General features: G+C 70.8%; 8 protein-coding genes. 4 read left to right on the top strand and 4 right to left on the bottom strand.

What is annotated here, in order from left to right:
• Positions 1-78 precede the first annotated feature (78 nt).
• The 3 genes from OG257_RS08390 to OG257_RS08380 all read left to right on the top strand — a co-directional run bounded on the left by OG257_RS08390 (position 79) and on the right by OG257_RS08380 (position 7415).
• Positions 79-3843, top strand: coding sequence for a S8 family peptidase (locus tag OG257_RS08390; protein WP_329206160.1), 3765 nt, complete (start codon positions 79-81; stop codon positions 3841-3843).
• A gap of 138 nt (positions 3844-3981) precedes the next feature.
• Entirely contained in the window at positions 3982-5562 is a 1581-nt protein-coding gene (locus tag OG257_RS08385) for a protein phosphatase 2C domain-containing protein (RefSeq protein WP_329206158.1), read from the top strand.
• Positions 5563-5672: 110 nt separating this feature from the next.
• Positions 5673-7415, top strand: coding sequence for a pyruvate dehydrogenase (locus OG257_RS08380; RefSeq protein WP_329206157.1), 1743 nt, complete (start codon positions 5673-5675; stop codon positions 7413-7415).
• A 12-nt stretch (positions 7416-7427) separates the two neighbouring features.
• Here OG257_RS08380 and OG257_RS08375 read toward each other — a convergent pair whose 3' ends face one another.
• The 3 genes from OG257_RS08375 to OG257_RS08365 form a co-directional block, all read right to left on the bottom strand.
• A complete protein-coding gene (locus tag OG257_RS08375; RefSeq protein ID WP_329206156.1) occupies positions 7428-10544 on the bottom strand; it encodes an alpha-mannosidase in 3117 nt (1038 codons plus the stop codon).
• Positions 10545-10611: 67 nt separating this feature from the next.
• Complete coding sequence (locus OG257_RS08370; protein WP_329206154.1) at positions 10612-11001, bottom strand: barstar family protein; 390 nt, start codon at positions 10999-11001, stop codon at positions 10612-10614.
• Positions 11002-11097: 96 nt separating this feature from the next.
• Positions 11098-11496 carry a ribonuclease domain-containing protein gene (locus tag OG257_RS08365; protein WP_329206153.1) on the bottom strand — a complete coding sequence of 133 codons (399 nt, stop codon included), beginning with the start codon at positions 11494-11496 and terminating at the stop codon, positions 11098-11100.
• A gap of 241 nt (positions 11497-11737) precedes the next feature.
• Between OG257_RS08365 and OG257_RS08360 the strand changes: the two genes are divergently transcribed.
• Positions 11738-12148, top strand: a complete 411-nt coding sequence (locus OG257_RS08360; protein WP_329206151.1) for an ATP-binding protein — start codon at positions 11738-11740, stop codon at positions 12146-12148.
• A 47-nt stretch (positions 12149-12195) separates the two neighbouring features.
• Here the strand turns inward: OG257_RS08360 and OG257_RS08355 are convergent, their stop codons facing one another.
• Positions 12196-13281 carry a DUF2637 domain-containing protein gene (locus tag OG257_RS08355; protein WP_329206150.1) on the bottom strand — a complete coding sequence of 362 codons (1086 nt, stop codon included), beginning with the start codon at positions 13279-13281 and terminating at the stop codon, positions 12196-12198.
• Between the last annotated feature and the right edge of the window lie 62 nt (positions 13282-13343).

Below are 13343 nucleotides of genomic sequence, written 5' to 3'. Positions count from 1 at the left end.
TGGCGCCACCGCAGCACCAACAACCTTTCGAATGTGGCGCCTTGTGCTGCTACGTTCCGGAATGATCTGGGGAGAGCGATGCGTCCGATATCGCGCACGGCGCTGGGAGCGGCCACCGCCGCCGTCCTGGCCGTCACCGCGATCGCACCGTCCGCGGCAGCGCCGCAGGACGGCTCGACCGCAATGAGACCGCTGACCGGAAGCGCCGCAGCGACCGCCGAGGACGCCCCGGTCACCGTCACCCTCGTCACCGGCGACAAGATCCTGGTGAGCACGGACGGTTCGGGCGCCGCGTCCGCCACCGCCCTGCCCCGCGAGGACGGCAGCGTGCCCCTCGTCCAGACCCGGCAGTCCGGCAAGGACCTGTACGTCTACCCCGAATCCGCGGTCACCGCCCTCGCCTCCGGCACGGTCGACGAGGAACTCTTCAACGTCACCGGACTGATCCGCCAGGGCTACGACGACGCCCACTCCACGACCGTCCCACTGATCGCCACATACACCGTGCAGGCCGCGCGCAGCACTCCCGTCACCCCGCGCGGCGCCGAGCGCGGACTCGACCTCGCCGCCGTCGACGGCGTCGCGCTCAAGGCCGACAAGAAGCAGACCGCCGCCTTCTGGGCAGACGTCACCGGCACGCGCGCCCGCTCAGCCGCCGGTCTGAAGAAGCTCTGGCTCGACCGCAAGGTCCAGGCCACCCTGGACCGGTCGACCAAGCAGGTCGGGGCCGACCTGGCCTGGGCCGCCGGATACGACGGCAAGGGCACCAAGGTCGCCGTCCTCGACACCGGTGTCGACGCCGAACACCCCGACCTCAAGGGCCGGATCGCCGACTCCAAGAACTTCACGGACTCCGACACCACGGACGACCGCCAGGGCCACGGCACCCACACCATCTCCACCGTGGGCGGCTCCGGTGCGGCCGGCGACGGAAAGACGAAGGGCGTCGCCCCCGGCGCCGACCTTCTCGCCGGCAAGGTCCTCAACGACAGCGGTTCCGGCGCCGAGTCCTGGATCATCGCCGGTATGCAGTGGGCCGTCGACCAGAAGGCCGACGTCGTCTCCATGAGCCTCGGCAGCCAGACCCCGACCGACTGCACCGACCCGATGAGCGTCGCCGCCGAGGAGCTCGCCCGGAGCAAGGACACCTTGTTCGTCATCGCGGCCGGCAACTCCGGTCCGACGCTGAACACCGTCTCCTCGCCGGGCTGCGCGCCCGGCGTGCTGACCGTCGGGGCCGTCGACCGCGACGACTCCACGGCCCAGTTCTCCAGCCGCGGACCCGCGATCGGCTCGCACACCCTCAAGCCCGAGATCTCCGCCCCCGGCGTCGACATCTCGGCCGCGGCGGCCGGTGGCCGCGGGGTGTACGCGTACCGGACGATGTCCGGCACGTCGATGGCCACCCCGCATGTCGCGGGCGCCGCGGCCATCGTGAAGCAGCGCCACCCGGACTGGACAGCACAGCAGATCAAGGCCGCTCTCGTCTCCTCCGCGAAGAGCGACATCCCCGGCGACGTACGGGAGACCGGCGGCGGCCGCCTCGACGTCAAGGCCGCCATCGACACCACCGTCGTCGGCGCCCCCGCGCTCCAGGGCGGCACGTTCAACTGGCCGCAGGACAGGAGCGACCGCACCACGGTCGACGTCCCGTACACCAACTCCGGTACCGAGCCGGTGAAGCTGTCGCTGAAGGTCCAGGGCGTCACCGGCAACGACGGCTCGGCGGTCCGCTCCTCCGTCGCCAGGCTCGACGCGAGCAGCGTCACCGTCCCGGCCGGAGCGACCGTCAAGGTCCCGCTGGACATCGACCCGACAGCGAGCCTGAAGGCCGCCCAGTACGGAGATGTCACCGGGCGCGTGCTGGCCACCGGTCCCGGCGGAGTCAAGGTCTCCACCCCGTTCTCGCTGTACGTCGGCCCGGAGACCGTCACCCTGCGGGTCAAGCTCATCGACCGCACCGGCAGGGCTGCCGCCGGAAACTCCTCCGTGGATGTCATCGGCACCGACACCGCCTCCGGAGAGCGCCGCTTCAACGACGGTTCGACGGACCAGGTCTACGAGGTGCGCCCCGGCGCCTACTTCGTCTCCAGCTTCATCACCTCGCCGGACCCGAAGGACGCCACCGGCAGGATGGTCGAGTCCGTCGGCTACCTCGCCAGGCCGCAGCTGAACGTCACCAAGGACACCCTCCTGGTACTGGACGCCCGCAAGGCCCATCGGGTCCAGGTGCGGACGGAGGACCACCTGTCGGAGAACCGTTCCGCGACACTCACCTTCGGCCGCAGCTGGGACGATGTCTGGCTGCACTCGGGTTCCATGGCCGGCGGTCGCGCCATCAAGAACTACCTGGTCGACGTCCAGGGCAGGGCGAGTGACGGCGACTTCGAGTTCGCCAGCTTCTGGCGTTCCTATGCTCCGCAGATCGAGAAGCTCTCGGTCGTCGGCGGTGCGGCACTGCACCCGCTGGTGGCGAGCACCGGCTCCGTCAACCTCGACGGTACGGGCGAGGCGGCGCTCGTCGACGCGGGCACCGGCACCCCCGACGAGCTGAAGGCCGCCGATGTCACGGGCCGGATCGCCCTGGTGAAGGTGGCCGACGACGGATACATGACCGTCCAGGCGCGGAACGCCAAGGCCGCCGGCGCGAAGGCGATCATCGTGCACCGGCCGTCCGCCGGCCCCTGGCTGCCGTCCGTCGGCTACGGCCAGGCGCCGCTGCCCTCCCTCGGGGTCGAGGCGAGCGAGGCCGCCGGCCTGACCGCCGCACTCGCCGACGGTCCCGTGACGCTGCGCTGGAAGGGCACTGCCGTCAGCCCGTTCGTCTACAACCTCGCTTTCCCCGAGACCGGCCCGGTCACCTCGGACCGCACGTACAAGGTCCGTGACAACAAGCTCGGCAAGTCCACCGCCACGTACGAGGCAATGGGCGTCGCGGCCGACTACGTCGACTCGATGGTCGTCTCCCGGCCGTACGGCACACGCTTCTCCGTCGGAATGTTCGACACCGTCGCAGCCCCCGGCAAGCGAACCGAGTACTACTCGGCGGGCGACAGCGGGTACGAGCGCTACCTCTCCTCCAGCTTCCCCTGGGGCGAGACCTTGTTCGACAAGCCCCGTACGTACAAGGCGGGCCAGCAGCGTACGGAGAGCTGGTACCGAGGCATCCTCGGCCCGTCGACCCCGCTCAGCACGCAGGGCGAGCAGCAGCTCGCCGCCGAGCGTCAGGACAACCTGATCGGCGTCGCCCCGGGCTTCTGGGCCGACACCGAACACGGCGGAATGCAGGGCTCCTTCGGAGACCTGGGCGGAATGAAGCTCACCAGCGGTGGTGAGGTGCTCGGCGAGTCCGGGTGGCCTTCCGGGGTGTTCACCGTCCCGGCCGGGGACGCGGCGTACGAACTCACCATGGTGACGTTCAAGTCCGGTCAGCCGGCCGCCGTCTGGAAGAGGTCGACCCACACGGAGACCACCTGGAAGTTCCGCTCGCACCGCGAGGAGAACACCTACTCCCAGGGGATCCCGCTGCTCTTCCCGGGCTACGACCTGGCGACGGACGGGCTGAAGACCCTGGCGGCGCAGGACGGTCAGAAGATCGAACTGAGCGTCACCGGCCACGCGGGCTACACGCCCGGCAGGCTGACCGCCGCCAAGGTCTCCTACTCGTACGACAACGGTGAGACCTGGACCGCCGCCACCACCGCGGAGAAGCGCGGCACGTGGACCGCGACCGTGAACCACGCGGGCGCGGCGGGCAAGCCCGTCACCCTGAGGACCGAACTGACGGACGCCAACGGCAACTCCGTCATCCAGACCGTGACCGACGCGTACGCAGTGCGCTGACGACACCCTGACCGGTCCGCCGGGCGTCCTTCCCGTGGGGGGTGGGGCCGCCCGGCGGACCCTTTTCCGGCCGTCAATTCCAGGCCTCTTTTCCGGATGAACCGTTTTCGCACGGCCCGCGCGGTGGACAATAAGGGCATGAGTCAGCAGGGGGAGACGCCCGCCGCCCACGAGGACGACTGGTGGCGCAGGCTGTACGACGAGACCGCGCCGGACACGGGGCCCAGCAGCGCGGCCGACAGTCTCGACGACCGCTTCGACTCCGCATCGGACGCGGTGGGTCCACCGGAGGACGACCGCACGGACACAGGAACGAACGAGGGCGCCGCCGTCCCCGTGCCCGACCCCCGCGTACCCGCAAGGCCGTCGGTTCCCGGTGCGCCGCCCGCCGGCGCACACCGGATGCGGCAGCCCCCACCGAAGGCGCCCCCTGTGCCTCAGCGGTCCGCCGCGGACGGCGTGCCCGCGCCCCAGCGAGCCGTACCGGCCGTGCCGCGGACACCCGCCGGGCCGCCTCCTCCCGCGTCGACGCGCACCGTGGCCTGCCCCGCTCCGTGGGAGTCTCCGGCCGGATCCCCGCAGCCGCGGACCTTCGCCGCCCCGCCGCCGCCCGAGCAGCCGCCCGAGCAGGCCGCCGGGCCCGCCGATGCCACGGCGGCGCAGCCGGAGTTCACCCGCAACGGCGCCCCCGAACAGCCCGCGGGCCCTGTCACGGCGTCCCGCCCCGTCGTCGGCCACATCGGGGACCGGCCGCCCACCTACGATGCCGAGCCCGTCGCCCTGCCCGTATCCGGCCCCGGTGACCTCGACGGGCTCGTCGCCGACACCGTGCTCGACGGCGCCCGGTACGGGACGTACACCCTGCGGGCCGCCTCCGTACGCGGGGACTCGGCGCGCTTCCGGGGCGAGCCCCGGCGTGACGCCCTGCTGACGGCACGCTTCGGTGCCGGTGACGGTTCCCTCGTCCTGGTCGCCGTCGCCGGCGGTGCCCGGGCCGCCGAGTACGCGCACCTCGCCGCCGCCGACGCCTGCCGCTGGATCGGGGGCGCCGTGGGCCGCAGCCACACCCGGCTCTCCGACGACATAAGGGCGGGACGCCGGGGCGAACTCAAATCGGGTCTGCACCGTCTCACCGACCGGACCTACGGCAAGCTGCGCGCCCGCGCGGCGGAGCTGGGCATCGAGGCCGACGCCTACACCGTGGGCCTGCGCTGCCTGCTCCTGTCCGCCGACCCCGAGTGCCGCACCCGGGTCTTCTTCGGCACCGGCGACGGGGGCCTGTTCCGGCTCCGTGACGGTGCCTGGCAGGACCTCGAACCGCCGGTACCGCCCGCCGGTGCCCGTCGGGGGGAACCCGTCGTCGGTTTCGGCTCGGCCCCCCAGACCGGTGCGGAGAGCGAAGAGGGGCCGGGCGGCGACCGGCTGACGATGGACCTGCAGATCACGACGCCGCCGTCCCCGTACATCGAGAGTCCTGTGCCGCCGCCCGCCGAACCGTTCCGTTTCCGTGCCTCGGTCGCCCGTCCGGGGGACACGCTGCTGCTCTGCAGCAACGGTCTGGCCGAACCGATGCGGGGCGAGCCCGCCCTCTCCGAGGAGCTCGCCGAGCGCTGGAGCGCCACCGGGCCCCCTGGACTGGCCGCATTCCTCGCGGACATCCAGACGAGGGCCAAGGGGTATGCCGACGACCGCACGAGCGCCGCGGTCTGGGAGGCGTAACGCCGCACGCCATGGGTTGATGGACTCCGGAGTCCGACGGCCGGCTGTCCCGGCCCCGGAGCCCGGACAGCCGCATGTGCGCCGAGCACACGCAGAGAGGGCGCACACCCATGGCCAAGCAGAACGTGTCGGAACAGTTCGTCGACATTCTCGTGCGGGCGGGGGTGAAGCGGATGTACGGCGTCGTCGGTGACAGCCTCAACCCCGTGGTCGACGCCATCCGGCGCAACGCGGCCATCGAATGGATCCAGGTCAGGCACGAGGAGACCGCCGCGTTCGCCGCCGGTGCGGAAGCCCAGATCACCGGCACCCTGGCGGCCTGCGCAGGGTCGTGCGGCCCCGGCAATCTGCACCTCATCAACGGCCTCTACGACGCCCACCGCTCCATGGCCCCGGTCCTCGCCCTCGCCTCGCACATCCCTTCGAGCGAGATCGGGCTCGGCTACTTCCAGGAGACCCATCCCGAGCTGCTCTTCCAGGAGTGCAGCCACTACAACGAGATGATCTCCAACCCGCAGCAGATGCCCCGGCTGCTCCAGACCGCTGTCCAGCACGCGATCGGACGCGGCGGGGTCAGCGTCGTCTCGATGCCCGGCGACATCGCCTCCCGGCCGGCCCCGGAGAAGTCGATCGAGCATGCTCTGGTCACCACGCGGCCCTCCGTACGGCCCGGTGACGAGGAGATCGAGAAGCTCTGCCGGATGGTCGACGAGGCCGAACGGGTGACGCTGTTCTGCGGCAGCGGCACCGCAGGCGCGCACGCCGAGGTGATGGAGTTCGCCGGGCGCGTCAAGGCCCCGGTCGGGCACGCGCTGCGCGGCAAGGAGTGGATCCAGTACGACAATCCGTACGACGTCGGCATGAGCGGACTGCTCGGCTACGGCGCCGCCTACGAGGCCACCCACGAGTGCGATCTGCTCATCCTGCTCGGCACCGACTTCCCGTACAACGCGTTCCTCCCGACCGATGTGAAGATCGTCCAGGTGGATGTGCGTCCCGAGCACCTGGGCCGTCGCTCCAAGCTCGATCTGGCGGTCTGGGGCGACGTACGCGAGACCCTGCGGTCGCTCACACCGCGCGTGAAGGCCAAGACCGACCGCAAGTTCCTCGACCGGATGCTGAAGAAGCATGCCGACGCGCTCGAGGGCGTGGTCAAGGCGTACACCCGCAAGGTCGAGAAGCACGTTCCGATCCACCCGGAGTACGTCGCCTCGGTGCTCGACGAACTCGCCGACGAAGACGCCGTGTTCACCGTCGACACGGGCATGTGCAACGTGTGGGCCGCCCGCTATCTCACGCCCAACGGCAAGCGCCGGGTGATCGGTTCGTTCAGCCACGGCTCGATGGCCAACGCGCTGCCGCAGGCGATCGGCGCCCAGTTCACCGACCGGAACCGGCAGGTCGTGTCGATGTCGGGCGACGGCGGATTCACCATGCTGATGGGCGACTTCCTCACCCTGGTCCAGTACGACCTGCCGGTGAAGGTGGTCCTGTTCAACAACTCCTCGCTCGGCATGGTCGAACTGGAGATGCTCGTCGCGGGACTGCCCTCGTTCGGCACGGCGAACAAGAATCCGGACTTCGCGGCGGTCGCCCGTGCCTGCGGGGCGTACGGGGTGCGGGTGGAGAAGCCCAAGCAGCTCGAAGGCGCCCTCAAGGACGCCTTCAAGCACAAGGGCCCCGCACTCGTCGACGTGGTCACCGACCCGAACGCGCTCTCCATCCCGCCGAAGATCAGCGCCGACATGGTGACCGGCTTCGCGCTCTCCGCCAGCAAGATCGTGCTGGACGGCGGAGTGGGCCGGATGCTCCAGATGGCCCGCTCCAACCTCCGGAACATGCCCCGACCCTGACCTGGGGCACGCTCAGGCGGGTGTCAGCCGCACCGTCAGGATCTGGAAGGGCCTGAGCGACAGCGCAAGACCGTCCTCGCCGGCCACGGCCTCTTCCACCGGCCGCTCCAGGAGGTCGGTGATCTGCGCCCGCACCACGGGGAAACCGACCCGCAGAGTGGTGTCCGCCCGCCCTCCGGCCGACTCGTACAGCCGCACGACGACATCACCGCCGCGGTCCTCGGCGAGCTTCACCGACTCCACGGTCACGGCCGGATGCCCCGTCGTCACCAGCGACGGCACGGCCGGGGCCACCGCCGCCCGCAGCGGCAGGTTGAGCGCCAGCCCCTCCCGCACCGCATCGGTGACCTGCGCACCGGGCGCCAGGGCGTAGCGGAAGCGGTGCGTCCCGAGATCGGCGTGCGGGTCCGGGCTGTGCGGTGCGCGCAGCAGCGACAGCCGTACGGTCGTGCCGAGCCCGGCCTCGTGCGGGGTCCGTGTCACCTCGTGGCCGTAGGTCGAGTCGTTGAGGACCGCGACGCCGTAGCCCGGTTCGGCGACGCGCAGCCAGCGGTGTGCGCAGATCTCGAAACGCGCCGCGTCCCAGCCGGTGTTGTCGTGCGTCGCCCGGTGCACATGGCCGAACTGGATCTCGGCCGTGGACCGTTCGGCGTGGACGTCCAGCGGGAAGGCCGCCTTCAGGACCTTCTCCGACTCCTGCCAGTCCACCTCGGTGTCGATGTCGAGCTGCCGGCTGCCCGCGGAGAGCCGCAGCTCCTGCACGATCCGGGACGCTCCGAAGGAGCGCACCACGCGGACGGCGGCCCGCAGCGGCCCGGCCTCGACCGTCTCGACGGAGTCCGCGTCCGTCAGGTCCGTGCGCGAGCGGCGGTAGTGCCGGTCGATGTCCCAGGCGTCCCAGTGGTTGGGGTGATCCGGGTGCAGCTGAAGGAGGTTCGCCCGGTGGCCGGGGGCGAGGACGTCCCGGCCGGCCACCAGGTCCCGCACCGAGGCGATCAGCCCGTCCCGGTCGACCGTGACCCGCAGGAGCCCGTTGTCCAGAACGATTCCGCCGTCCTCCGCGGTGCCGGTCGCCGTGGCCGCGTGGTCCGGCACCACCGAGCCGTCCAGCAGCCCCGCACCCAGGGCCGGCGTCCGTGCCGCCACCGCCGTGCGCCCTTCGCCCAGTGCCTGCACATGGGCGCCCGACGGCAGCACTCCGCTCGCATCCGCGTCCAGTTCGAGCACATGACTGCGGTCGTACGGCGAGGCGTTGAGCGCCACGAGACCTTCCGGCGGGCCGAGCGCCGTCACGGCCTCGGCCACCACGTCGGCGAGCTCCGCCCGCACCGCCTCGTACGTGTCGCGGGCCTCGCGGTGCACCCAGGCGATGGACGAGCCGGGCAGGATGTCATGGAACTGCAGCAGCAGAACGGTCTTCCAGATCCTCTCCAGCGTCTCGTACGGGTAGTGGTAGCCGGGGTCGCGCAGGGCCGCCGCGGTCGCCCACAACTCCGCCTCACGCAGCAGGTGTTCACTGCGGCGGTTGCCGCGCTTGGTGGCTGCCTGGGAGGTGTACGTCCCCCGGTGCAGCTCCAGGTACAGCTCGCCCGACCAGACCGGTGCCTCGGTGCCGTACTCCTCCTCGGCCGCCGCGAAGAACGCCGAGGGCTTCTCGATCTCGACCCGGGGCGAGCCCTCCAGATCCCGGAGCCTGCGGGCCTTCTCCAGCATCTCGCGGGTCGGCCCGCCCCCTCCGTCGCCCCAGCCGAACGGCACCAGGGAGCGCGAGGCGCGGCCTTTCTCGGCGAAGTTCTTCTCCGCGCGGGCGAGTTCGCTTGCGTGGAACTGCGCGTTGTACGTGTCCACCGGAGGGAAATGCGTGAAGACCCGGGTCCCGTCGATGCCCTCCCACCAGAACGTGTGGTGCGGCATCCTGTTGTGCTGGTTCCAGGACAGCTTCTGCGTCAGGAACCACCGGACCCCGGCCAGCCGGGCCAACTGCGGGAAGGCCGCCGTGTAGCCGAAGGAGTCCGGCAGCCAGATCTCCTCCGTCTCGACCCCGAGCTCCTCGGTGAAGAAGCGCTTGCCGTGCACGATCTGCCGGGCCAGCGCCTCACCGCCGGGCATGTTGGCGTCGGACTCCACCCACATCGAGCCGACCGGTGCCCACCGGCCGTCCGCGACCGCCTGCTTGATCCGCTCCCAGATGTGCGGCTGATGCTCCTTCACCCAGGCGTACTGCTGGGCCTGGGAGCACGCGAAGACCAGCTCCGGATAGTCCTGGGCCAGAGCGGTGACGTTGGCGAAGGTGCGCGAGGCCTTGCGCACCGTCTCGCGCAGCGGCCACAGCCACGCCGAGTCGATGTGCGCGTGCCCGGCCGCCGACACGCGGTGTGCGCTCGCGGAGGCGGGCCTGGACAGGGCCTCGGCCAGCTCCGCCCGGGCCGCCGCCGCCGTGCCTGCCACATCGTGCAGATCGAGGGCGTCCAGCATGCGTTCCAGCGCCCGCAGGATCTCGTGGCTACGGGAGCGGTCGGCGGGCAGCTCGCCCATCAGCTCGGACAGCACCTCGATGTCCAGGACGAGATGCCAGACGTCCTCGTCGAGGACGGCGAGGTCGGCGGAGGCGAACGTGTAGAGGGGGCGGTCCCCGGCGGTCAGTACGTCGCCGAGCGGGGTCGGTTCGAAGCCGTGCTCCAGCACGGCGGGGTTGGCCGCCGCCTCCAGGAGCAGGGAGACCGGCTCACCGCCCTTCGCCGCCGCGGAGACCGTGAGGTGCCGGTTGCGTGGATGGATGCCCTTGAGGGGGACGCCGTCGGTGCCGTACAGCATCCCCTCCGCCTGGAAACCCGGGCCCTGGCCGGAGAACCCGGGATCGACGACCACCTCCACCCGGCGTCCCGACCACTCCTCGGGCACGCTGCCCGTGAGCCGGAACCAGGTCGTGGACCACGGCTTCCCCCATGCCGTACCGGTCACGAAGGGCTCGTACGCCTGACCGAGCGCGTCGGCCACCGGCACGGGTTCGCCGGGGGCGTGCCAGGCGGAGAGGGCCAGAGGGGTCCGGGCCGCGTACTGGGCGGGGCGGACGAACTGCTGGAGCGCCCGCTCCAGGCGGCCCTCCACCAGTGTGCGGTCGTCGTGCATCACGGCTCCTCGGGGTCGGTGCCTGCGGGGTGTTACAGGGCTTCACTTCCCCGTACCGCGCCCGTGATCACCTCAGCCGCAGGGTCCCGGGCGCGGTCCGTTCCGTGATGATCTCCACCAGCGTGTCGAAGAGCGTCGGGCCCCGGCCGGCCAGCGCATCGGCCAGCGCGTGCTCGGCAGCCGCCCTCCCGGTGGGGTGCACACGGGTGAGCGTGCGCCGCAGATGGCGTGCGGTCTCCTCGTGGCCCAGCGCACGGGCGGAGAGCGCGTGGTCGCGCCATTCGACGGCGAAGTCGGCGTCGTCCGGGGTGCCCATGCCACCGCTCAGACAGTCGGCGAACGAGTCGAGACTGCGGCCGAAATAGCCGCCGGGGCCGTTCACCGCCTCGCCGACCACGTCCCAGAAGCGCTCCAGGCCGGTGACCTCGGAGCCGTCGATCACATAGATCACGGTCATGCGTGGAGGGTACAAGCGCGGTTCTCCCGCCGCCGGTCCGGTGATCCGCGCCGCAGGTGGGGGACGACGGCGCGGACCGGACCGGGGGACTACTGATCAGCAGTCGTGGTCGACCAGGTCGAAGGACTCGTAGTGGTCAGCGGTGTAGTAGTCCTCCTGGACCTCTTCACCCGTCACGATCCGACGGGCACCGCGGGTCGAGGAACCAGGCGTGATGACCGTGTACTCGTGGTAGTAGCCGGTTCCCTGGCTCGGCAGGATGCCTTCCCGGTTCTGGAAGACGGTGCCGTCCTGGTCGTACGGGAAAGGACCTCCCGCGTCGATGAGATCGAGGGTGTCGTGCGCCTGCGACGGCAGAGCGGAGTAGCAGATGCTGCCGACCGCGGTGACCGAGGGGACGGTCGCGGCCGTCGCGGTGACCGGGCCGCCGACGAAGAGGACGGACAGGAGGGCGGCGATGCCGCCGAGCGTGGTGATGCGTGGGGGGATTCGCATGGGCACCATGATGACGCGCGTAGATCCCTATCCGTCAACGCCGACTCATGTGAATTTTTTGGAAGTTAACCGTGGGTACGGAAACGTAACGCACTGGCCTTCCGGCCGGGGTTGCGCCGGTGTCCGTTCACCTGTTGACGCCCGTAAAAGCGTGAGTGCCCGTCTGTGGGGCATGCATCCCGTGAAGGTGTTCGAGGGATGACGACTCGAAGGAGGTCGATTCACTGTGCGCGCGGGGGACATGACGAAGCGACAGGAGAGCCGTCCGGTGCGGCTGCACCGGAGACTGGGGCACGCGGATCTGTCGGGCGTGGGGGAAGTGAGAGGCGCCTTGCGGGAGTTCCTGCGCTACCGCTCACGCCCCGAGGACACCGACGTGGCGGAGCTCCTGCTGAGCGAACTCGTGACGAACGCCCTGATCCACACCCGCACCGGCGCAGTGGTCACGGTGACGGCGGCGCCCAGGCGATTACGGGTGGAAGTGCGCGACTTCCTGGCGGGGCAGGAGCCCGAGCCGTACGTACCGAACGCCGACGACGGTACGCACGGCAGGGGACTGCTCCTCGTACAGAGCCTGGCCGACTCCTGGGGAGTCACCGCACAGGCGCTGGGCAAGGTGGTCTGGTTCGAGCTGAACAGGGAGAAGCCCTGAGGCACAGGGCCTCGCGTCCGGATCCGTCCGGATCCAAACGAAAGACCCTAGCCGAACTGCTGCTCCAGATCCTTGAGCTTCTGCTCCAGCGAGTCGAGCCGGGGCAGTGTCTGGGTGTCGTCCTCCGCTGTGAGGTCGACGGTCACGGGTTCACCGTTCGGGTTCTGTGCCGAAGTACTCCTGGATTTCTGGCCGTTGACGGCTTGAAGGGATGGCCGGGGACGCAGGGGCAGCTGTCCCGGCTCTGTTATGGCAGGCTCCGCGACGGCCGGTGTGCCGCCGCCCGGTGCGGGGGCGATGGCCTGGACGTCCACTTCGTGGGCGTTCCTGCCGACGCGTCCCCAGGCCCGGTTCTGCCGGTTCAGGGCCTTGATCTGGGCCCGGTCCAGCTTCGCCTGGTCCTTCCTGCGGTGCCGGTCCTGTTCCTTCTCCCGGCGGTCCTCGCGTACCTCGTCGACCGCCTCGTCCAGGGTGCGTACGCCCTCGAGGAGCATCAGCGACCAGGCGCCGAAGGTCTCCCTGGGGGCCCGCAGCCACCGGACGATCCGGATCTGCGGCAGGGGCCGCGGTACCAGCCCCTGCTCCCGCAGGGCGGCCCTGCGGGTCTGCTTGAGCGCCCGGTCGAACAGCACGGCTGCCGAGAGGGACATCCCCGCGAAGAAGTGCGGGGCGCCCGCGTGGTCCATCCCGCGCGGCGCGTGCACCCAGTTGAACCAGGCGGCAGCGCCGGCGAACGTCCACACCAGCAGCCGGGAGCCCAGCGCCGCGTCACCGTGGCTGGCCTCGCGCACCGCGAGCACCGAACAGAACATGGCAGCCCCGTCGAGGCCGAAGGGGACGAGATACTCCCAGCCCCCGGAGAGGCTGAGGTTTTGCCGGCCGAAGCCGACGAGTCCGTGGAAGGAGAGAGCGGCGGCAACCGCGGCGCAGCAGAACAGCAGGACGTACGAGGCGGTCGCGTAGAGCGCCTCCTTGCGCCTGCGGCGGTCCTCGCTGCGTTCCCAGGTGTCGTCGGCCGCGGCCTTCTCAGCGGCGCGCTTGCCGCGCGCGACCACCGTCACCGCCGCCATGACCCCCACGAGCAGTACGGCGCCCGGAAGCAGCCAGTCAAGCGATATGTCGGTCAGTCTCATGCGCGGTCCCTTGCGTCGCGTAGGGCGTTTCGGGCGCCATCGTGACGGAAATACCGGACCGC

Origin of the sequence: Streptomyces sp. NBC_00683 (genome assembly GCF_036226745.1) — a bacterium.
Classification (GTDB): Bacteria; Actinomycetota; Actinomycetes; order Streptomycetales; family Streptomycetaceae; genus Streptomyces.
This window is presented reverse-complemented; position numbering and strand designations above follow the sequence as displayed.

What these genes read in the sequence shown, in the direction of transcription:
- OG257_RS08390 (WP_329206160.1), top strand. Translation starts at nt 79, where the DNA reads ATGCGTCCGATATCGCGCACGGCGCTGGGAGCGGCCACCGCCGCCGTC.
- OG257_RS08385 (WP_329206158.1), top strand. Translation starts at nt 3,982, where the DNA reads ATGAGTCAGCAGGGGGAGACGCCCGCCGCCCACGAGGACGACTGGTGG.
- OG257_RS08380 (WP_329206157.1), top strand. Translation starts at nt 5,673, where the DNA reads ATGGCCAAGCAGAACGTGTCGGAACAGTTCGTCGACATTCTCGTGCGG.
- OG257_RS08375 (WP_329206156.1), bottom strand. Translation starts at nt 10,544, where the DNA reads ATGCACGACGACCGCACACTGGTGGAGGGCCGCCTGGAGCGGGCGCTC.
- OG257_RS08370 (WP_329206154.1), bottom strand. Translation starts at nt 11,001, where the DNA reads ATGACCGTGATCTATGTGATCGACGGCTCCGAGGTCACCGGCCTGGAG.
- OG257_RS08365 (WP_329206153.1), bottom strand. Translation starts at nt 11,496, where the DNA reads ATGCGAATCCCCCCACGCATCACCACGCTCGGCGGCATCGCCGCCCTC.
- OG257_RS08360 (WP_329206151.1), top strand. Translation starts at nt 11,738, where the DNA reads ATGACGAAGCGACAGGAGAGCCGTCCGGTGCGGCTGCACCGGAGACTG.
- OG257_RS08355 (WP_329206150.1), bottom strand. Translation starts at nt 13,281, where the DNA reads ATGAGACTGACCGACATATCGCTTGACTGGCTGCTTCCGGGCGCCGTA.